Source organism: Spirosoma aureum, from assembly GCF_011604685.1.
GTDB lineage: Bacteria > Bacteroidota > Bacteroidia > Cytophagales > Spirosomataceae > Spirosoma > Spirosoma aureum.
Genome location: NZ_CP050063.1, coordinates 3,102,339 through 3,122,799, shown reverse-complemented (window position 1 = coordinate 3,122,799; position 20,461 = coordinate 3,102,339). Strand labels below are relative to the sequence as shown.

Below are 20,461 nucleotides of genomic sequence, written 5' to 3'. Positions count from 1 at the left end.
AAAGAGTCGATTACTATCAACTCTTTGGTTTTTTGTGCTTATAGAGCGTTATGGCATTATGTCTTCCGTTTCTTCTTCCGGGCCGACGGAAAGAGTACATTATTGAGAATCAATCGATAACCCGGCGAGTGAGGATGCAGATTCAGGTCCGTCGGGTTGCGAAAGTTACCCCCGCCCCCACCGCGTGCTCCTTCCGGATCATGACCGCCGTAGAATGTCCACTGCCCTCGACCTACTTCACCATAGATGTAGCGATCGGAGGTTTTACCTTCACCCATTACCAGACTACTCGGCTTAACGGCTCCCTTACGAAAAGCCGTCGTCTGCCCGAAGAATTCCTTGATAATCGACTCGTGGTTCTGCGTGAGCATGGCCGGAATAACATCCCATTTGGCCGAGAAATTGAACAGTTCAAAGAAACCACCCGGCTGATCGAAACCGCGTCCACCCGCCGAATTAATGTCGGAAAAAGTCGAAAAACCGCGGTAACCATTGTCGCCTTCCAGCGTAAAATTTCCAAAGGCTAATGTTTTTGTAAAATCGAGTTTATCCTGAGCGTCGGGATCAGCTCCATCACCGTCGTAGGCGCTGCCGACAATGTCGACCCCTTCGGCCGCCAGTGCAATATCGAGCGTTTCAGCGGCTGAGCACATTGCAAACAAATAACCTCCACCGGCGCAGAATTCCTTAATCCCTTTGGCAACGGCCAGTTTCATCTGTGATACTTTCGAGTAGCCATATTTCCGGGCAATATCCTCCTGCGCTTTTATATCGGCCAGCGATTGCCGATGCATATTGCGGCCGTATTGACCGGTAAAATCCTCATGGTGTAAGTGAAGCCAGTCATATTTGGGCAGGTCGCCTTTCAGTATTTCTTCATCATACACGAGTTCATACGGAATTTCAGCATACGTCAGTACCAGCAACACGGCATCGGTATTCTCGAACTCCGCCGGGCTAACTTTGATTGGTGAGTACACGATAATTTTAGCCGCCTTCTGCAACGTTACGACGTTCATATTCAGATCAGGATCAGACAGTTGCTGCCTGATCGACGCAGCTTTGGCATCCGATATGGCTTCGAACGAAACACCCCGAACGCGGCATTCTGTTTCAACGGCCTGCGTCTGCTTAACCAGAAAACTACCGCCCCGATAATTCAGGAGCCAGTCAACATCTTCGCCGTCTTTCAGCACTTTGTAGGCAATGCCGTAAGCTTTGAGGTGATTACTCTGCTGGTTATCCATCGGAATCAACACCGAACCAGCGCGGCCAGTAACAACTAGCAGAAGCAACAGGAAAGAGAAAGCAATTGATCGGAAACGGCTGAAACGAATGCCGTAACCAGCAGATAAAGGATTTATTTCGGCTGTATTCGACCAATCACCACGAAAAGTAAGATGCCATTTCATAGTGTGCATTATTTTTGACCCAACGTTGCGAACTCACTGCCAAACCAGGTTTAGTTTGTAGCTTAAGGGTTTGTTGTTTATCATTTCCGGTTGATCGGCCGCCAATACGCGATAATCAACAAACTTTGCACTTCCTTCAACTACGTAAAATGGTCTGGAACTCTCCACGAAATACTCGTTACGGCATTACTGCAAGCCTACTCTATGTACTTACTATGCTTTCTGGTCACCACCCTGTACTTGCTCAATCGCCACCGGTCGAAACCGGTGTATCGCAGGCTTTGGCAAAAACCCGGAAGCAAACCATCAGTAAAGTGACTTATGCTTTAAAGTTCGACATTCCGGAGCAAAAAAACCAACCTATTCCAGCGAGTGAATCAATTACATTTAACTGGGCGACCTCCCGCAACAGGAAAAATGAAACTATGGCTTCACTCCAACTTGATTTTAAGGAAGAACGCGCTCATTTGCAGTCAGTTTCTGTCAACGGAACCGTCATTCCCATTGTCTTTGAGAGCGAACATCTGTTAATTTCTACTGCTTTTCTGAAGCCGGGAAATAATACTATTTCGATTCAGTTTACGGCAGGCAATTCATCACTTAACCGTAACGATGAATACCTCTATACATTGCTCGTTCCTGACCGCGCCCGAACAGTGTTTCCCTGCTTCGATCAACCCGATATAAAGGCCTCGTTTCAACTGTCCCTCACCGTTCCGAAAGGCTGGCAGGCTATGACAAATGCTTCCGTAAAGGATTCATCGGCAACAGGCAACCGGAAGACGATCAACTTTCTAGCTTCGGAAGTCATCCCGACGTACCTATTCTCGTTTGTAGCCGGTAAATTCACGCCCATTTCCCGGACAGTGAAAGGTCGACCGATGACGTTACTTCATCGCGAAACGGATACGACCAAAATCCGGCTCAGCCTGGACCCGATCTTTAACCTCCATGCTGATGCTTTAACGTTTCTCGAAGAATACACCCAGATTCCCTACCCATTCCGGAAGTTTGACTTCGCAGCCATTCCCGATTTCCAATATGGTGGCATGGAACACGCGGGAGCCATCGATTACAAGCTGTCGAGTTTATTTCTGGACAATGGAGCTACCCGCGATCAGAAATTGTCCCGCGCCACGCTGATTTCGCACGAAACGGCCCATATGTGGTTCGGCGATTTGGTAACGATGCGCTGGTTCGACGATGTATGGTTAAAAGAGGTATTTGCCAACTTCATGGCTGACAAAATCACCGAAGTTTCTTCGCCGGATGCGAATTATGACCTTCAGTTTGTGGTCGATCATTTTCCAGCGGCCTATGCCGTTGATCGCACCGAGGGAGCGAACCCAATCGGGCAGCCACTGGCAAATTTGAAAGAAGCCGGTACGCTTTATGGCGGCATCATCTACCACAAGGCACCCATTATGATGCGGCAACTGGAGCGATTGATGGGCAAAACCGCCCTGCGCGACGGGTTACGAGCGTATCTCAAAAAATACGCCTTCGATAATGCTACCTGGGCCGACCTCATTGCCATTCTGGACCCTTATACGCCCACCGACCTAAAAGCCTGGAATCGGGTTTGGGTCAATGAAACCGGGCGGCCAACATTCACGTATCAGCTCGACCAGAAGGCCGGCAAAATCAACCGGTTTGTTATTACGCAGAAGGGCGAAGATGGCTCGAACCGGTTATGGCCGCAGGGATTTGAGGTTTCGCTGGTTTATCCGGACCATGTCGATGAACTGACCGTAGCCATGACGAAGTCGCAGGTCGAGTTGCCGGAAGCAGTCGGTAAAACGGCACCTTCTTTCGTCGTATTCAATTCATCAGGGCAAGGGTATGGCCTTTTTCCGATCGATACGGCCATGATTTCGCAACTGGCTACGCTTAAAAATCCGGTAACGCGGGCAGCGGCCTACATTAACCTCTACGAAAATATGCTCTCGAGGCAGGTCATCGACCCGGCACGTCTGGCCAAAATCTACCAAAGTTTGCTGGATAAAGAACCGGAAGAACTGAATCTTCGCCTGTTAACGAACCAGTTATCGGACATCGTCTGGAATTTCACAAAACCAGACCAACGCACGAGCCTTGCAGCCAGCGTTGAGCAGGCCACCTGGCACGCAATGGAACACGAAACCGCTTCTGGAAAGAAGAAATTGTTGTTTCGTCTTTATCAGGCCATTGCATCCAGCCCGGAAGCCCGCGACAGGCTTTATACCATCTGGAACGACCAGAAAGCACCAGCGGGAGTCACGCTTACCGAAGACGATTATACCAGTCTGGCTCTCGCTTTGGCGGTACGCGACTATCCGGCCGAGGGCATTCTGGCCAGGCAATTGATTCGCATCAAAAACCCGGATCGGAAGAAACGGTTAGAATTTATGATGCCCGCCCTTTCATCCAACGTTGCCGAACGCGATGCTTTTTTTGCGTCGTTGGCCAGCGAAGCAAACCGCGAACGGGAAGCCTGGGTAACAGCCGCACTGGGCTATCTGCACCATCCATTGCGAGCACAAACCTCAGCAAAATACCTCGCAAAGAGCCTGGAGTTACTGGAAGAAATTCAGCGAACGGGCGATATTTTCTTTCCGGAATCGTGGCTACGATCCATTCTGTCAGGCTACCAGACACCCGAAACAGCGCAGTTGGTGCGTAAATTTCTGGCAGAACGGCCGACCTATAACCCACGTCTACGGGCTAAATTGCTCCAGGCTGCCGACAGTCCGTTTCGGGCTAGTAAATTACTGTATTAGCCATGACAAACGGTGATGTTTTTCCGGCGATTAGTCCGGAGATGGCCCGCGAACGGTTTCTGATAAAAAACGAATCGTGGTCAGAGCGGTTTAAGGATAACTTTAACCAGTTCATAATTGCGCCCCTTGCGTATAGCTGGCCGGTTATTAAACTCCCCCTCCCTCCTTCCCGAACCAGCAATCACGCGCTGATTATGCTCACGAGCGGACAGGTCGATCTGACCGTTGGGCATCAGGCATATACGCTCACCGGGCAGGATCTGGTACTTGTTCCGGCCTTACAGATTTTCACGTTAAACGCTATTCGTAACGATTCGGTGGGGTTTATGTGCTTTTTTAGTCAGGAATTAGTGCTTAGCGCGGTTGGCGATACCGATTTTGAATTTCTAAAACTGACCAGCAATCCCCATGTTTCGCTATCGGCACAGCAAACGACATTCGTAAACAATATCCTGGATAGGCTAACGATTGAATACACCGAAAACGGATCGGCGAAAACGGATCTGATTCGGCCCTATCTTTTAGCCCTGCTTACCGAAATCAACCGGGTATATACGGGTGCTGTCACGACAAAAATCGATGCAGGCGACCGGCTTGTGCAGCGATTTATGGATTTGCTCACGATGCAAATCCGCGAAACCCGATCAACCAGTCAATATGCAGACCAGTTGAATGTCAGCCCGAACCACCTCAACAAAGTGATCAAAAGCAGAACGGGTAAATCACCTTCGGTATGGATTGACGAACGGATTGTACTGGAAGCAAAAGTATTGTTGTTTCAATCTGGCTTAACTATAGCTCAAATTGCTCACGAGATGGGCTTCGACGACCAGTCGACGTTTGGCAAGCTTTTCCGAAAATATGCGCAGGTTAGTCCAACTGATTTCCGTCGAATGATTGATTCAAACCAATCTTAGCCGGTTTATGACTACTCATGACAAGTCAGACTGACAGAACTTTGCGTCGATTTACCTGACTTGTCGCTTCAATGATCTACCCTATTCTTTTAGTTGTTCATAACACCCTGCGATGGCTCGTCTTCGGTAGTTTACTGGCATCCCTTGGCGGAAGCTATTGGGGCTGGGTAAAAAACAGCACTTATCGGCCATTTGATCAGACGTTACGGGTTGTTGCCACGTCGCTTGCACACACACAATTACTCGTTGGTTTCTATCTTTACGCCAAAAGTCCCATTGTCAGCTACTACTGGAAATTCTCGCCCGATGCCAGCCAATCGCCCGAATTTCGTTTTTTTGCCCTGATTCACATTAGCCTGATGATTGTATCGGTAGTAATCATGACCATTGGGTCAAGCAAGGCCAAACGCCAGCGGTTGGCCCAACAGAAATTTAAAACAACCGCTCTTTATTTTACCATCAGTCTCCTGCTAATTTTAGTCGCTATTCCGTGGCCATTTTCGCCCCTGGCAGCCCGGCCCTGGCTTCGTTCATTCTAATTCGTTAACATACCAGCTATGCATTTCTTCAATTCGCCCAAAATCCGGTTACGCTTCGTTAGTTTCGCAGAAGGTCTTTCGTATGTTCTGCTGTTATTTATCGCTGTGCCCTTAAAACGAATCGGCGGCCATCCGGAAGCAGTACAGATCATCGGCCCGATTCACGGCTTACTCTTTGTAATGTATGTTCTGACCGTCATTCAGGCAAAAACAGAATACGGCTGGCCATTGGGTAAAACAGCCTTAGCGTTGCTGGCGTCCATTATTCCCGGTGGTACATTCTATGCTGATTATAAAGTCTTTCGCCACCTACCGGCAACAACCGAACAGGTATGAATTTGGACTTCGCACTATGTCATAAATCGCCTTTATCCAGGAATATACCGGTGCCAGTCATCTGTACGGGTCCATAGTATAGTCCGTATCTGGGCTTTATGTCGTAGTGCGCTTTCAATCGTTGGTGAAGTTCATCTGGTTGTTTCTTTCCGTTCACAATCAACTCTTCTTCACTTAGACCGAACCAATCTACCGACGCCGGATCAGTAACCACCTTCTCTTCGACCAGCGTTGCAATTATGCCGCGTACACGCTCCTGATCACGGCTTATATCCGGTGGCGATGGCCGTCTTTTCTTCGGCCATGACTGTTGTTTAGCCACACTGTCGGCCTGTGCGATGTATCTTTTTTTGTCGCCAGGTTCTTTCCCGATCTTATCCGTTTCAGCAGGCAGTCGTTTTTGCTTACTTACTGGATCGGCCCATTTTTTTTCCGGATTGCCAGTCTTGTTAAACGCTTGCTGGTGGTTTGCCTTATTCAACTGACTTTCCTTCAGGCGTTGTAGTTGCTGCTGTCTTTCCGTTTCTCTTTTCAGGTTAACTCCAGCGATTGCCTCCTGCTTTTGCTGCCGTTTTTCGGCCAATACGGCATCGATCTGACGAAGCAAATTCTGGTACTGATTCAGGTTTGACTCTGGGACAACAACACCATTAATTGCCAGCGACTTAAGTTTATTGTCTGCGATTTTCAGGTGATAGCGATTCCCGGTTTCATCGCGAACATCCATCTCCCGGTTCATCATATCCCGATTGTTATTGACAAAAAGAATACTGGTAAACTGTATTGTCGTGTCCTTTGGAAGTTCAGTGCTCACCCTTGCGATGGCTGGCCTGGCAACTGGACGACTTCTGGAGAGCTGATGCGATAGGGCCTCACGAAGGCCAACCTGTTCATGAATTGGATTTACTTCGGGCCTGTCATTTGCCACCGCCAGCCTATTCTTTTTTATAGCTATTGTAGTTGGGCGACGTTCGGGCTTTAGTTCAGGGATCAGAAAGGAGGTCATAACCAGGAGTAGTCCGGCTACCAGCGCAATTTTTTCAACCACATTTAACCGTTTGTTTTCCTGTGTAACAATCCGCCTTAACCGATCAACCAACAGTTGACTCCTGAAACCCAGCGGCATAGCAAACTCGGCGGACGGGTTGTCGTAGCCCTGAAAAGCAAGCAATGCTTCCAGGTAATTGCTTTTGCTGGTCGTCTGAGAAAGTACGATGTCATCACAGCAGATTTCCCGTTCTTCGCGAATCAGCGCAGAAATCCACAACAACGCCGGATTAAAGAAGAAAACTGTTTCGACCAGACTCTGCAGCAGGTTCATGAAGTAATCGCGTCGCCAAACGTGCGCCAGTTCGTGCCAGAGAATTGTTTCGATCTGCTCAGGAGGCAATTGCACCAGCAGGCCCATCGGCAACACAATAACCGGCTTCAAAAGCCCCACGGTTACCGGTACTTTCACCAACTGAGACTGTAGCAAGGTTATTGACTGACGAATGCCCAGACGCTGGCTAAAGGCCAATACTTTATTCTGCCATTCTTCGGCGGGGCCATAAACCTTATGCGTTCGGATGCGATGAATGTAGAACAGCCCGCCAATTACGTTCAGGCTTTTCAATACGAAAAACAGGAACCAGACCGCTAAAATCCAGACCGATTCACGATTGATGAAGGCGATCAGCCCATTAACCAGATTCGTATTTTCGACGATTATATCGTTAGGCGAGGTTGTTACCGAATTAATGAGGGCAGTGCTTGCTGAGGTCGAGCTAATGACGGGCTGCATTGATCTATAGTTCGTCAGTTCCCGATAAAGGACAAATCCTGACAATAAGACAAACAACAGCAGGCTACCGCACAAAAGTTGATACCGCAGGCGAGACGATGATTTTTGCGTGCCGATAATAATTAGTCCGGCAAGCAAGGCAACGATCACGCCTAGCCATAAGGAATGAATCAGTGTCCAGCAAATAGCTTTGGCTATTGGCCCGGACAACCATTGGGTTAAAAACGGCGCTTCCATCGTATTATGCTATTGCTTTTGGTCTATTTTTTTCAGTAACTCACGAAACGTTTCGATCTCCTGCGGGGAGATTTTTTTATTGCCTAACAGTTGCATCATCAGATTTCCCGCCGAACCATTGAACAACGTATCCACCACCCGATCCAGGAGAAATCCTTTCGTTTTCGCTTCTTCGACGGCCGCCCAATAAATGTGTTTCATCTGGCTTTCGTCCTTTTTCAGCAATCCCTTTTCCACCATGATCTGCATTAATTTCAGTGTGGACATATAGATGACTTTTCGGGTGTGCTGATTGAGGTGATCGTTTACGAAACGAGCCGTTGTTGGCCCAAACTCCCACAGGATCTGTAGAATCTCAAGCTCCGATTTGGTTGGCTCCGATGGAGCGCTATTTTCATGTTTAGTCGCTTTCATGACACAAACCTAAGAAAGTTTTCTTAATTGCACTAAGAAAACTTTCTTACTTTCAAAAAAAATAATTAACCTTGCCTCGAAGTTTGTCAATCAGTGCTTTAAACATAAGAATAATTTCTTACACTTAAAGCACTGATTGACCCTTCATCACTTAACGCTAATTAAAACCGCTAAAAACAATGAAGACAAAAACAATGATCAAACACGTATTGGGCTTGCTCCTGATGGGATTAAGTAGACCCAACTTTGCACAATTGCCCGCCCAGACCCAGCACCCCAAAGTTTCCCGGATCGATTCGTTTATAACGACTCTGGCCGATCACCGCTTGTTTAATGGAAGCATTTTAGTAGCTGAACACGGGAAGATTATTTATCAGAAATCTGTAGGTTATGCCGATTTTGGCCGTCGCATTCTGAACACCGATACGACCCATTTTAATCTGGCTTCTCTGTCCAAGCCCTTTACAGCCATTGCCGTATTGCAATTGGTGCAAAAGGGCAACATAAAAGTAGATGATGCCCTGGCAATCCACTTTCCGGACTTCCCGTACCCCACCGTTACGATACGGCATTTGTTAACTCATACTTCCGGTTTGCCAATTCTTGAGCGTCAGGAAGATTCCTATATAATTGCCCATCCGGATGAATTAATAAGCAGTCAGAAAGTCTATACCCATCTGGTCGAGCAGAAAAAACCACTCCTTTCCCAACCGGGCGATACCTGGCGTTACAACAATACCAACTATGTCGTACTGGCTATGCTGGTCGAAAAAATTAGCCGCCTTTCGTTCGCTACGTATCTGAAAAAAAACGTATTCACTCCTGCCGGTATGACAGGAACGTATGTGCGGGAAGCAGGTATGCGCAATACAGTTCGTTATACCCGGCCGACTCAATACATGTCGGCCTACCTAAACGTCGATTCGCTGGATCACAACCAGTTTTATACCTATTATCAGTTGGGAAGTCTGGCAGGCCCAGGTAATGTTGTAAGCACCATCCAGGATTTATGGCGCTTTGACCAGACTTTATTGACCGGAAAACTGATCAGTCCGGCCTTACTGGAAGAAGCCTTTCAGCCAGTGACATTAACAAACGGAAAGGTTTATCACATGGGTAGCAGCAGCCGTTCCTACGGTTTAGGCTGGAGCCTTTATAGCAGTAAAACGGAGCCTGTCAACAAATTCATTTTTCACGATGGGCATATCGTTGGCCTGACCACCTTTCTGCATCATAACCTTACGAACGATCAAACCATACTCTTTTACGACAATACCGATAATAATCCCATTCAGGTCATGGTCTCCGTTTCTAACCTCCTGAATGACCTTGCTCCCCTTAACATTCAGCTCAGGCAATCGCTGGTAAGGGTATACGGAGAGGCTCTGGTAACGAAAGGACCCGATCACGCCATTAGCAAATTCAACGAATTAAAAGACGACAGTACCCATTATTACCTGGATGAGCTGGAAATGAATCGATTAGGATTTGACTTACTAAAAGCAGCCTTGCCCAACCATAATGAGCTATCTCTGGAGGCCTTCAAGCTGAACACGCTACTCTACCCGAAAAGCGGCAATACCTACGATAGCTATGCCATTGCTCTGGCGCAAACTGGTAAGAAAGAAGAGGCTATCTCCATGTACCGAAAGTCTATTCAGTTATGGCCTGATAATAAAGATGGCAAGAAAGCATTGCAGAAATTAGTCGGGCAAGAAGAATAAGGCTTGGGGTTAGTCACCAAACAGAACAAGCCGGACGAATCGATTCGTCCGGCTTGTTCTATTGTGATTATGTGTAGATTATTTCACGGCTTCTATGGCCGCAGCGGCTTCGGCAGCGGCAATGGCAGCACCATTCTTTTCGGCATAATCATCGCGCTGGGTTTCGAAGTGAGAGAAAATCTCATTGATCGAATCGACGTTTTCCGCGATTTTCGAATGCATATCGCCCAGGTTTTTCTCCAGATACGAATCGTTCAGCCCATTCATATTGTCTACTTCAATCTGGCTGATTTTAGTAATGAGTGCCGTCTGGCTGTTTTGAAGGTCTTCCAGTTCACGAACAACTTTGTTCATCAACTCAAACTTCTGTGCCTTATCCATGGTGATCCTATTTTTCGTTGAGTACTTATTTATAAACGGGCTACCGGGCAAATGGTTTGATTATCTGCTATTTTGATTCACTTTGGCACCGGTTAGCTGAACCAATTAACCTGTACTTTTGATCAACCTAAACCACCCACCAACACCATGTCGGCCAGTCCAACCCGCTCATTTACACTTACGTTCGCTGCTATTACCCTGCTCGAAATCATCGGCGATACCCTTTCCAATCGGGTGCTTCACTACGGCTGTAAACCACTAATTATGGCCCTTCTTATTCTTTATGTCCGCCAGTGCTGCCAGTCGATCGGGTATTCGGCCTACATACGATGGTTGATGACCGGCATGGTTTTCGCGCTGATCGGCGATATATTTCTAATGATCCGCGAAGTTGATCTATTCGCCTTAGGGCTCGGTGCTTTCCTGTTGATGCAGTTATGTTACAGCAGGGCTTTCTGGTTATCAATGCGTCAGGACAGAAAACGTAGCTGGACAAAATCGGTCTGGTTGTATGCTGCCGGATTTGCCCTGTACGATACCATCTTTCTGGTCATGCTCCGACCTGAATTTATCGAAAATTCGCTGCTAAACGGACTTTGGTGGCCTGTGGTTGTTTACGTAGTCTGTTTGAGCCTAATGGGCATACTGGCTACTCAACGCCGAAGTTTGCCGGGTTTCGCGTGGGTTGTTGCCGGAGCCCTGCTGTTTATTCTTTCCGATTCAGCTATTGCCATCGATAAATTTCTCCACCCTTTTACGGAAGCGGCCTGGGTAATTATGAGTACCTACGCGGCTGCCCAATATTTGATCGTGGTTGGTATGGTGCAGCAACTGGTTTCCGAGAAGCCCCAAAACGCATGATGGCTGATCAGTAGCAAGATACTAGTTTATAGTCTATAAATTCATCCACTCTCATAGTTGTTCTCGATACTATAATCAATTAAATCAATTTGATTGATAAGTAGCTTACTCTTACTATTGTCTTGTTAAACGTGCCATCACCCATCTGGTGTGGCTATTATTCACTACTAAACCGTTCGTTTACCCGTATGGAAAACCAACCTAAAAAACTCACTACGGCATCGGGAAGCCCTTATTACGAAAACGAAAATTCCATGTCGGTCGGGCCGCGCGGTCCGCTGTTGTTGCAGGATTATATTCTGCACGAGAAAATGGCTCATTTCAACCGGGAACGTATTCCGGAGCGTGTCGTACACGCCAAAGGATCGGGGGCATTCGGAACATTTACCGTAACCCACGACATCACGAAGTATACACGGGCGAAAGTGTTCAGTGAAATTGGCAAACAAACCCGGACATTTCTACGTTTTTCGACGGTTGGTGGTGAAAAAGGATCGGCTGATACCGAACGCGACCCACGTGGCTTTGCCTTAAAATTCTACACCGAAGACGGTAACTGGGATCTGGTCGGCAACAACACGCCCGTATTTTTCATCAAAGACCCGAAAAAATTCGGCGATTTTATTCACACTCAGAAACGCGACCCGTATAACAATTGCAAGTCGCCAACGATGATGTGGGATTTCTGGAGCCTGAATCCTGAAAGTCTGCACCAGGTTTTGATTCTGATGTCAGATCGGGGCACGCCCGACGGTTACCGGCACATGAATGGCTACGGCTCACATACGTTCTCGCTGATCAATGCTGACAATGAGCGGGTTTGGGTGAAATTTCATTTCAAAACGGCCCAGGGTATCAAAAACTTTGAAAACGATGAGGCTGTAAAAATGAAAGGGCTTGACGCCGATTATGCACAGCGTGATCTGGTAAAAGCCATTGACGGCGGGGATTTTCCACGCTGGAACGTAAAAATTCAGGTTATGACCGAAGAACAGGCCAAAACCTTCCGCTGGAACCCTTTTGACCTGACGAAAGTATGGCCACATGGCGACTTCCCGCTGATCGACGTTGGCGTTCTGGAACTGAATGAAAACCCGGAAAACTACTTTGCCGATGTTGAGCAGTCAGCATTCGCTCCAGCCCACGTTGTCGATGGCATTAGTTATTCGCCCGATAAAATGCTTCAGGGTCGCATTCTCTCCTACCCCGATGCACACCGCTACCGGCTTGGCGGCAATTACGAGCAGATTCCGGTAAACCGGTGTCCTTTTGCGGTTACCAACTACCAGCGTGACGGTAAGATGCGTGTCGATGGCAACGGAGGCCGTAACCCAAACTATTTCCCGAATAGCTTTGATAACATCGTGGCCGACGAAAGCTACAAACAACCGTCCTGGGAATTGGGTGATTCACTGGCAGGCTGGTATGACCGCAATGCACCGGGCGAAAACGACCATTATACGCAACCGGGCAATCTGTTCCGCCTGATGACGCCCGATCAGAAGCGCAATACGATCAATAACATTGTTGGTGCGATGAGCGGAATTGAAGGCCCTAAACGCGATCAGATCATTAATTTACAGTTGTGTCACTGGTTCCGTGCCGACCTTTCTCTGGGTATGAGCATTGCCCAGGGATTAGGCATCAACATGGAAACGATCCAGAATGCAATGCCTGCACAGCACGCATAATTTTTAGCTTTCTCCATATGTAAACACGCCGGGCAAATTTGTCCGGCGTTGTTTTTTGCAAAAATTTACTTTATAGTCAGTAGCTGGTATTATTCGAAATTTTATTCATCTATCATCACTGATCGTTTACACTTTCCCCTAATTCCATCGGCATAGATATACCTTTAGTTACTAATTTCAGATACAGACGTAACTCCCTTGTAGCTAGGCATGTCTACCAATGAGAATCGTTCGTTATCTTACTGCAAATTGTGTCCCCATGCCTGCATTAATTCGATCCAGAAAGAACCGGTCTATATCTCATCAGAAAGCCAATAGGTAGTCAACTTGGGTAAAGATGACCGATTCAGTATCGGCAAAAAGGCCCGTTATCGATCGATAAAGCTTATTTAATGCTTTATTTCTATAAATTCGACTGCAGAAATAGCAGTAACATGAGAATTCTGATTATTGAAGATGAGGTCAAAACAGTCCAGAGCATTAAACAAGGCCTTGAAGAACATCAATGGGAGGTTGATGTAGCTTATGACGGGACTATGGGTTTTCAACTGGCTTCCCGATCGTCCTACGCACTCATTATATCAGACATTATTTTGCCTGGCATGAACGGTCTTGAGCTTTGCCGAAAGCTGAGAGAATCCGATGTATCTACCCCAATTTTGATGCTGACAGCCCTTGGAACGACCGATGACAAAATCGTGGGGCTCGATGCAGGAGCGGATGATTACCTGATGAAACCCTTTGAGTTTCGCGAACTGATGGCCCGCGTCAGGGCGCTGACCCGTCGAAATAACAGTACGGTTCAAACGACCAATCTACTGAAAATCGCCGACTTGGAATTAAATCCCGATACTAAAAAAGTGGTACGGGCGGGTAAAGAAATCTCGCTGACAGCCAAAGAATTTCAGTTGCTCGAATACTTTTTGCGTCATCAGGGGCGGGTAATCTCCAAAGTTGAACTAGCGGAGCGGTTCTGGGACCTGACATTCGATACCGGTACGAACATCATCGAAGTGTACATAAATTTCCTCCGCAAAAAGATAGATAAAGACTTCGATTCTAAATTGCTCCATACCCAGATTGGGATGGGATATGTCGTAAAGTTATTGTCGTAATGATCAATATCCGTACCCGGCTCACCTACCAATTCTCCTTTCTGGTAACGCTAATTCTGCTATTTTTCTCGCTGGGTGTTTATTTCTTCAGCAAGCTTTACCTCGAAAAGCGGTTCTTCAAGCGGCTTCAGGATCGGGCCATTACCACAACAACCCTGCTTTTCGATTTACAGCAGACCGATAGCACGGTTTTGCGGCTCATTGACGCGGCCAATAAAGAACCGTTGCTTAACGAGAACATTTCGGTCTATAATGAAAAAACCAAAGAGGTTCTGTTCTCCACAAACCCGGCAAACACCCAATTCCACGAGCAATTCATTCCGCAGTTCGACTCCACAGCCCAGACACTGTATCTGCATCAGAATGAGTACCAGATCGTAGCCATCCACCTGACCGGCGGAGGAAAGAGCAGTAACTGGGTGATCGTTAGCGGTATTGACCAGGCCGGGAAAGAAGCGCTGGATGATTTAAAGAAAATTCTGATGGTCATGATTCTGGCCGCCATTCTTTTACTGGGCATTTCGGGCTGGCTTTTTGCCGATCGGGCGCTGGCTCCAATGTCGCGCATTATCCAGCAGGTAAATACCATTTTTCCGGCCAATGTGGCCAAACGGGTTGAGCACCCGAATCGTTCGGATGAAATTGGTTTGCTGGTCGCCACCTTCAATCAATTGCTCGACCGCATCGAGCAGGCGCTGAACACGCAAAAAATGTTTATCGCCAATGTCTCGCATGAGTTAAAAAACCCCCTGACCAAGATCAATTCGCAAATCGATGTCGCGCTTATTCAGAAACGCAATCCGGAGGTTTATGAGCGCACCCTTCAATCGCTCCAGGAAGATACCCGTACGCTGATCCAGTTGACCAATACGTTGCTGGAACTGGCCAACACGTCGATTCAGGCCAATGCGATGCCATTTGAGCCGGTCCGGATGGATGAGTTGCTCTGGGAAACGAAAACGCAGTTGCAGGAATGGCACGAAGACTATCGAATCATACTGACATTCACTGACTTTCCCGACGATGAAGACGCCCTGATTACACCGGGAAACAGAGCCTCGCTTCAGGTTCTGCTGATGAATCTGATTGATAATGCCTGTAAGTTTTCACCGACGAAAACCGCGAAAGTTAACTTTAAATCCAACGGAGGAACGCTCACTATAGCAGTTTCTAACGAGGGCGTCCAGATACCTGAAGCTGATTTACCTTATATTTTTCAACCTTTCTTTCGGAGTAATTCAACGGCGCTGTCAAGCAAAGGGCATGGTGTAGGATTGGCCATTGTTTCACAGATCACCCAGATCCATCAGGGCAACATTGCGGTGCGTTCTACACCCGAAGGAACCACCTTTACCCTAACACTTTCTACTATTTTTTCATTTTAAGGTAAATTTAAGGTCAGCTTAAGTCCTCCTTAAGTTCAGTGTTGTTGCTTTGTGCACTACCTACTGAAAGAGGGCGATGGAAGCAGAAGCGACGAATAATAAGCAGGGAGTATTAAATATGACTATCGGGGCTCTGGCAGGCATTCTGGCTTTGCTGGCCTATCTGTTCATTGGCTCCCGGAACGAAACTCTGGAAGTCCAGAAATTACTTACCTCCAAAGTAGAGCAATTTGCCACTACTCAGCTTAAACTCGACTCCATTTCAAAGGTACTGGATGAGAAAATTGTCGAAGTGCGTCGGCTTGGCGGCAGCGTTTCTGAACTCGAGCGAATCCGAAGACAGTTAAACAACGACAAGAAGAAACTGAAGTACGATCTCTCCTTTTCGGTTCAGCGTTACAATTTAAAAATCAGGGATTATAAAAACTTTCTCGCCCTCCATGAGGACGACAATCGTAAGCTGAAAGACGAAAATGGCTCGCTACTCAGCCGAACCCGCGCACTCGAAGAGGAAAAGCAAACCATCATCACTGAAAATGAAGGCTTAAAGCACGAAAAGGCAGCACTAGCCAGAACGGTCGTTGATTATTCTCTCCAGAATGCCGATCTACAGGATAAGGTTACGCTGGCTTCTGCCATGAAAGCGGTCAATGTGGAGGTAATCGCCCTGGCTGCCAACGGAAAAGAACGTCGGGGGGCACGTATAAAGCCTCACGCATCGACCGATTGAAAATTACGTTCATCATGCCGTCGAATCCGCTGGCACTCAAAACGAACAAAGACATCTACGTGCGCATATTAGACATCAATGGGGCTGTTGTCAATGAAAGCGGCCTTGGTGGTGTTTTGTGGTTCGAAGGTCGCGAGATTGGCTACAGCACACGCCAGTCAGTCCCTTTCGAAAATAATGACCAACAGGTCGATATTTTTTTCCGCCGGGATACCTCCTACAAGCCAGGCAGCTACACTGTAGAGTTGTACTCGGAAGGCATCAGAATTGGCGATGGTCAATTCGATGTGAAGTAATCAGGGCTGCGTTTGCCGCTCCATCAATTAATCTCAACGTTCACGCTATGTCAATTTTTCACAAATTCGCCGGTCTTTTAATGGGGGTCCTACAGCTTCTTTGGGGAACATTAACTAACGCAGGCAGGCTATTCGTCAACAGATACCGTCAGTTCCCTATCGCCTATACAACACTCAGCTACTTCTTTTTTACAATGGCTTTTTGTTACTATCCCGTTGTTGGCCATTGGCTGACCGGGTTTGTTATGATGAGCTTACCCCTGGCCATTCCGTGTGGCTTAATCTCCTGTATCTATCTACTCTACAAGCAACAGAAGATGATTGCTACGGCTGGTCTGATCTGGGTTTTATTCTCATTTCTGGTCGTAAAAAGGCTGGTAGGAACAAGTGTTGGCGATATCGATATGAGCCCGACACAGACGCTGAAAGTACTGAGTTTTAACAGCGAAACATTTCCAACAAACATCAATAACGGCTTCGATGCCTCTCCACTGAAGGCCGATATTGCCTGTTTTCAGGAATATTCACCCAATCAACAGATTGAACGTCAGTATGCAGCCAAAGTAGAAAAGCTGACCTGTTTTGATAAAGATCGGGAAATAGGGCTGGCTTTATTTTCCAACTACCCCATTGTGAATCAGTATGGTCGTATCTGGAACAGAATTCATGGTCCTGATATCAATGGCTTTCTGTGCGCCGATATCGCGTACGGAACCGATACCATACGGGTAGTCAATGTGCATCTATGGTCGATGGGCGTTCGAACCAATCAGGCGGTAAGCGCTCTGAAAGAAGGGCATATCGGCCAGTTTTGCTTTGAGGTGATCGATACGTTTCGTCGCTTGAAAGAAGGATTTAAAAATCGAAACGAGCAGTTACTGGAAGTTGAATCATACGTAGCGGGCAGTCGCTACCCGGTCATTATTTGTGGGGATTTCAATGAAACGCCGATGGGCTATTCGTACGGAAAGCTAAGCCAAAACTTCAGGAATGCATTTGAGGAAGCTGGTCAGGGACTGGGCTTTACACTGAACCGTCATCCTTTTTGTGTACGGCTTGATCAGCAATTCGTTAGCAGTGATTGGCACATTAAAACCTGCGAGACCCTGTCAGGCATCTCCTTTTCTGACCATTTTCCGGTCGTGGCTCAATATGTGCTCAAAAAATCGTTAGCTATTCCAGCGAATATACTGGCTCAGCGGAAACCGCTTACCCATACAATGGCCAGGAATTGATAGCACGTCTACTACTCTTAGCTCCCACTGCGAATCTGTTCGTCAACATTAGGGCTTCCCAATATCGTCCAGTCGAATCGGCAGGCGCCGAAACCGTTTGCCGGTAGCTGCGAAAAGTGCATTCGCAAGCGCCGGCGCAATGGGAGGAACACCTGGTTCACCAGCCCCGCCCATGCTTCCTGTACTCGGCACGATATGCACCTCGATCACTGGCATTTCATTCATCCGCAGCATGCGGTAGTCATGGAAATTACTTTGTTTTACCTGCCCATTCTCCAGGGTTATCTCGCCATAAAGCGCAGCTGTCAGGCCATAAACGATGCCCCCTTCCATCTGCGCTCGAACGCCATCGGGATTTACCGCCAGCCCGCAATCAATAGCACAAACGACACGGTGTATCCGTATTTGCTGGTTGTCAATCGATAACTCAACTACCTGTGCAACATAACTGCCCATTGCTGCGTGAACCGCTACACCACGAAATGCCCCTTTAGGCAAGGATTTGCTCCATTCTGCTTTTTCGACCGCCAGATTGAGCGCAGCCAGGTGCCGTGGATGATGGTTCAACAGAATGCGTCGATAGGTAACAGGATCGGTTGAGGCCAGCACCGCCAGTTCATCAATCAGCGTTTCCATAACAAAGGCGGTATGCGTATTCCCTACAGATCGCCAGGGCAGAACCGGAACACCAACAGTAGTGGTGTGTAACTCAAACGAATGATCGGGAATGGCATCGGAGTAAGGCCTTCCTGTCGTTACTGAGCTATAATCAATCCCATTCTGAACGATTACATCGGCTAAAGGCGTGTTCACAAAAAGGGATTGCCCAACAATCCGGTGTTGCCAGGCTACAGGAAATCCAGTGGAGCCGACGCCAATTTGCACACGATGCACATAAACCGGTCGGTAATAGCCACCCTGAATATCGTCTTCCCGCGACCATACCAGTTTGATAGCTTTGCCGCTTGCTTTAGCGATATGGACTGCTTCCATGATCCAGTCAGAACTAAAGGAACCACGCCGACCAAAACTGCCTCCCAGAAAAGGTGTGTAAAACGCGACCTGTTCAGGCTTTAACCCCAAAAACGCAGCGACTTCTGCCTGATGCAGTAAAGGCGATTGGGTACCCGCCCAGATTTCGCATTTATCGTCAGAAATCGACACGGTACAGTTCAGCGGTTCCATCGGTGCGTGGGCGAGGTATGGAAAATAGAACTCCGCATCGATCGTGTTAACGGCATTTTTCAACGCTGAAGCCACATCGCCTTTTTTCTGAACGATTACCCCTTCTGTACTGGCTAATTTTCTGTATTCTTCCCGTTGCGCGTTACTGTCTATAGCCGAGTTCTCGCCAGGCTCCCAGTCAATTTTCAGAGCATCCCTTCCAAGTTTGGCGGCCCAGAAATGATCGGCAAGCACAGCAACGCCCGAAGGAATCTGGACTATCGCACGAACACCCTGTATTGCTTTTGCCGGCGTAGCATCAACTGACTTTACTTTTCCGCTAAAAACAGGAGCATGGGCAACAAGGGCTACCAGTAAACCGGGGAACTGAATATCCAGGCCATATTTTGCTTTACCGTTCAGCTTGTCGGGGCTATCCAGCCGCTTTTGCGATTTACCGATGTACTTCCAGTCTTTAGGGTCTCGAAGTTTAACCGAAGGGATTGGTAACGTTGAGGCTTCGGTTGCCACTTCACCATAGCTGAGACGCCTTGTACCAGCTAAGACATACCCATTTTCTGTTCGACAATCCTGCGGTAAGACGCCAAATCGTTTTGCTGCGACACTCACCAACATCGTTCGGGCTGTTGCACCCGCCTGTCGATAGCGATCAAATTCAGACACAGTTGACTCCGATCCGCCAGTAGAGCTTCGGATTAAAGGTTCGGTAAAATCAGCCGCCTTTCCTGGGGGGCTGTGTTCTACCTTGATGTTGTTCCAGTCACAATCCAGTTCTTCGGCAATGAGCATCGGTAAAGTTGTCCAGATACCCTGTCCCATTTCCACTTTTGACAGGACAATATGGATGCTATTATCCTCGCTGATCCGCAGAAACGCATTCAGGGTAGCTGTTGCTGGCGCAGATACCATGGCTAAGCGCGGGGTAGCTCTGGCAGGTATAACCAGGGAGATTAACAGGCCTCCGGCAGCACAAGTACCGATTTTCAGGAAATCTCTACGATTAATAGGCTTAGCTTTGGTCATTTTTTGCCAGCTTGTTTAGGCGTTGCGGCAAGATGAATGGCTTTACGGCTACGCTGATACGTCCCGCATCGGCAACAGTTCCCCGACACTGCCTGGTTACCACAACCGGACAAAAGAAAGCAACCAGCAGAGAAGGAAAAAAAGAGATTGACCACCGGCGTACCTGTAGGGATCAAGTGCATTTTTTGGCTGACAATCGTTCATCATTCTTACAAGGCAATTGGTTAGAAGGAAGTTATTGTCGAAGGAAGTTCTACTTTGACACATTCACACCGCATTAACGTCCTGAAGTCATCTTTGCCCTGTTAATTGAGAGGCCGAAAAGCCAGATCAGGCAAAACAATCTGCATGGATAAAACGAATACCTGATTGTTACACTTTTTTTTCAGGTCAGATTAGGCAGATTTTCTTTGGCCCACTTGCGGATCGCTATGGGCG

Annotated in this window: 17 protein-coding genes; 12 read left to right on the top strand and 5 right to left on the bottom strand. The window is 47.6% G+C overall.

All coding sequences use genetic code 11. The features are described from left to right. Positions 1-56: 56 nt before the first annotated feature. Positions 57-1,247: an asparagine synthetase B gene (locus G8759_RS12310; RefSeq protein WP_232074305.1), complete on the bottom strand. Its 1,191-nt coding sequence runs from the start codon at positions 1,245-1,247 to the stop codon at positions 57-59. A gap of 380 nt (positions 1,248-1,627) precedes the next feature. Here G8759_RS12310 and G8759_RS12305 point away from each other — a divergent pair, with 380 nt between their 5' ends. The 4 genes from G8759_RS12305 (at position 1,628) to G8759_RS12290 (ending at position 5,963) form a co-directional block, all read left to right on the top strand. Then, a complete protein-coding gene (locus G8759_RS12305; protein WP_232074225.1) occupies positions 1,628-4,171 on the top strand; it encodes a M1 family metallopeptidase in 2,544 nt (847 codons plus the stop codon). Positions 4,172-4,173: 2 nt separating this feature from the next. Further along, the gene (locus G8759_RS12300) at positions 4,174-5,088 is read left to right on the top strand and encodes an AraC family transcriptional regulator (protein ID WP_167208341.1); all 915 of its coding nucleotides are present in this window, start codon (positions 4,174-4,176) and stop codon (positions 5,086-5,088) included. A 71-nt stretch (positions 5,089-5,159) separates the two neighbouring features. Beyond that, positions 5,160-5,627, top strand: a complete 468-nt coding sequence (locus G8759_RS12295) for a hypothetical protein (protein WP_167208339.1) — start codon at positions 5,160-5,162, stop codon at positions 5,625-5,627. 18 nt (positions 5,628-5,645) lie between these two features. Beyond that, positions 5,646-5,963, top strand: coding sequence for a DUF3817 domain-containing protein (locus tag G8759_RS12290; protein WP_162386229.1), 318 nt, complete (start codon positions 5,646-5,648; stop codon positions 5,961-5,963). A 19-nt stretch (positions 5,964-5,982) separates the two neighbouring features. Here G8759_RS12290 and G8759_RS12285 read toward each other — a convergent pair whose 3' ends face one another. Both G8759_RS12285 and G8759_RS12280 read right to left on the bottom strand, forming a co-directional pair. Beyond that, positions 5,983-7,983: a M56 family metallopeptidase gene (locus tag G8759_RS12285; RefSeq protein ID WP_167208337.1), complete on the bottom strand. Its 2,001-nt coding sequence runs from the start codon at positions 7,981-7,983 to the stop codon at positions 5,983-5,985. A gap of 9 nt (positions 7,984-7,992) precedes the next feature. Further along, complete coding sequence (locus G8759_RS12280; protein ID WP_167208335.1) at positions 7,993-8,397, bottom strand: BlaI/MecI/CopY family transcriptional regulator; 405 nt, start codon at positions 8,395-8,397, stop codon at positions 7,993-7,995. Between the two features lie 179 nt (positions 8,398-8,576). On the opposite strand from G8759_RS12280, the gene G8759_RS12275 reads away from it, so the two are divergent. Beyond that, positions 8,577-10,121, top strand: coding sequence for a serine hydrolase domain-containing protein (locus tag G8759_RS12275; protein ID WP_167208333.1), 1,545 nt, complete (start codon positions 8,577-8,579; stop codon positions 10,119-10,121). Positions 10,122-10,199: 78 nt separating this feature from the next. Here G8759_RS12275 and G8759_RS12270 read toward each other — a convergent pair whose 3' ends face one another. After that, positions 10,200-10,502, bottom strand: coding sequence for a hypothetical protein (locus G8759_RS12270; RefSeq protein ID WP_167208331.1), 303 nt, complete (start codon positions 10,500-10,502; stop codon positions 10,200-10,202). Between the two features lie 147 nt (positions 10,503-10,649). Here G8759_RS12270 and G8759_RS12265 point away from each other — a divergent pair, with 147 nt between their 5' ends. From G8759_RS12265 to G8759_RS12240, 7 genes are all read left to right on the top strand, one after another. Further along, positions 10,650-11,363, top strand: a complete 714-nt coding sequence (locus tag G8759_RS12265; RefSeq protein WP_167208329.1) for a lysoplasmalogenase — start codon at positions 10,650-10,652, stop codon at positions 11,361-11,363. Positions 11,364-11,551: 188 nt separating this feature from the next. Continuing rightward, complete coding sequence (locus G8759_RS12260) at positions 11,552-13,054, top strand: catalase (RefSeq protein WP_167208327.1); 1,503 nt, start codon at positions 11,552-11,554, stop codon at positions 13,052-13,054. Between the two features lie 434 nt (positions 13,055-13,488). After that, complete coding sequence (locus tag G8759_RS12255) at positions 13,489-14,169, top strand: response regulator transcription factor (protein ID WP_167208325.1); 681 nt, start codon at positions 13,489-13,491, stop codon at positions 14,167-14,169. Then, positions 14,169-15,554 carry a sensor histidine kinase gene (locus G8759_RS12250; RefSeq protein ID WP_167208323.1) on the top strand — a complete coding sequence of 462 codons (1,386 nt, stop codon included), beginning with the start codon at positions 14,169-14,171 and terminating at the stop codon, positions 15,552-15,554. Before G8759_RS12255 ends, G8759_RS12250 begins: the two co-directional genes overlap by 1 nt. Positions 15,555-15,630: 76 nt before the next feature. After that, positions 15,631-16,284 carry a hypothetical protein gene (locus G8759_RS12245; protein WP_232074224.1) on the top strand — a complete coding sequence of 218 codons (654 nt, stop codon included), beginning with the start codon at positions 15,631-15,633 and terminating at the stop codon, positions 16,282-16,284. Beyond that, positions 16,281-16,580, top strand: a complete 300-nt coding sequence (locus tag G8759_RS35850) for a hypothetical protein (RefSeq protein WP_232074223.1) — start codon at positions 16,281-16,283, stop codon at positions 16,578-16,580. Before G8759_RS12245 ends, G8759_RS35850 begins: the two co-directional genes overlap by 4 nt. A 194-nt stretch (positions 16,581-16,774) precedes the next feature. After that, entirely contained in the window at positions 16,775-17,815 is a 1,041-nt protein-coding gene (locus tag G8759_RS12240) for an endonuclease/exonuclease/phosphatase family protein (RefSeq protein ID WP_232074222.1), read from the top strand. A 48-nt stretch (positions 17,816-17,863) separates the two neighbouring features. On the opposite strand, the gene G8759_RS12235 is transcribed toward G8759_RS12240, so the two are convergent. Next, positions 17,864-19,909, bottom strand: coding sequence for a xanthine dehydrogenase family protein molybdopterin-binding subunit (locus G8759_RS12235; protein ID WP_232074221.1), 2,046 nt, complete (start codon positions 19,907-19,909; stop codon positions 17,864-17,866). Positions 19,910-20,461 lie beyond the last annotated feature (552 nt).